The sequence below is a fragment of the Paracoccus sp. FO-3 genome (assembly GCF_006386455.1).
GTDB classification, from domain to species: domain Bacteria; phylum Pseudomonadota; class Alphaproteobacteria; order Rhodobacterales; family Rhodobacteraceae; genus Paracoccus; species Paracoccus versutus.
Genome location: NZ_VCBQ01000255.1, coordinates 1 through 1466 on the forward strand (window position 1 = coordinate 1; position 1466 = coordinate 1466).

Sequence of the window (1466 nt, forward strand, 5' to 3'; positions counted from 1 at the left end):
GCGGTTTTCCACCTTGCGTATCGGGCCTCGCGCTCGGGCGCGGGCATGGCGGGCGCGAAGCGGCGCTCCAGCGACCAGGCGCGGGCGAATTCCTCGGGCGGCGGGCACAGCCCCGCCTGCAACCCCGCCAGGTAGCCCGCCCCAAGCGCCGTCGTCTCGGTCACCGCCGGACGGTCCACCGGCGCCCCCAGGATGTCCGAGAGAAACTGCATCGTCCAGCCGCTCGACGCCATGCCGCCGTCCACCCGCAACACCCCGCCCGCATCCGGCCAGTCCGCCCGCATCGCCTCCAGAAGGTCGCGGGTCTGGAAACCCACGCTCTCCAGCGCCGCACGCGCCAGCTCCGCCGGGCCCGAATTCCGCGTCAGCCCGAAGACCGCCCCCCGGCACTCCGGCCGCCAATAGGGCGCCCCGAGCCCGGTGAAGGCCGGCACCAGCACCAGGTCCTGGCCGGGATCGGCCGCCTCGGCCAGCGCCTGCGTCTCGGACGCGTGCCGGATCAGCCCCAGGCCGTCGCGCAGCCATTGCACCACCGCCCCGGCGATGAAGATCGAGCCCTCCAGCGCATAGGTCGTCCGGCCCCCCAGCCGATAGGCGATGGTCGTCAGCAGGCGGTTGCTCGAGGCCACCCGGTCCGCGCCGGTGTTCAGCAGCGCAAAGCAGCCGGTGCCATAGGTCGATTTCATCATGCCGGGCGAAAAGCAGGCCTGGCCCACCGTCGCCGCCTGCTGGTCGCCGGCCACGCCCAGGATCGGGATCTCGCGCCCGAACAGGTCGGCCCGCGTGGCGCCGTAATCGGCGGCGCAGTCCCTGACCTCGGGCAGAAGCTGCATCGGGATGTCGAAAAGCGCGCAGATCTCCTCGTCCCAGCGGTTCTCGGCGATGTTGAAAAGCAGCGTGCGCGCGGCGTTGGTGGCGTCGGTGGCATGCACCCGGCCGCCGGTCAGGTTCCAGATCAGCCAGCTGTCGACGGTGCCGAAGGCCAGCTCGCCGCGCCGGGCGCGGGCGCGGGCGCCGTCGACATGGTCGAGCAGCCATTGCAGCTTGGAGCCCGAGAAATACGGGTCGAGCAGCAGCCCGGTGCGGGCGGCGACCATCGGCTCGTGCCCCTCGGCCCTGAGCCGGGCGCAGAGGTCGGCGGTGCGGCGGTCCTGCCAGACGATGGCGCGGTGCAGCGGCTGGCCGGTCCTGCGGTCCCAGAGCAGCGTGGTCTCGCGCTGGTTGGTGATGCCGATGCCGGCGATGTCGCGGGCAGGGATCCCGGCCTTCTCGACCGCCGCCCGCGCCACGCCGGCCACGCTGACCCACAGGTCCGAGGGGTCGTGCTCGACCCAGCCCGAGGCCGGGTAGTGCTGCGGGAATTCGTGCTGCGCCGAGGCGATCGGACGCAAACCAGCGTCGAAGACCATCGCCCGAGACGACGTCGTCCCCTGGTCGATCGAAAGAAGATGGGGCATCGGCGGCCT

The 1466-nt window shown here is 72.3% G+C and carries 1 protein-coding gene; it reads right to left on the reverse strand.

Features of this window, described 5'->3' with window-relative positions:
- Positions 1–1457, reverse strand: a 1457-nt coding sequence (glpK, locus tag FE811_RS26815; RefSeq protein ID WP_140849553.1) for a glycerol kinase GlpK, incomplete at its 3' end; no start/stop codon positions are given.
- Between the last annotated feature and the right edge of the window lie 9 nt (positions 1458–1466).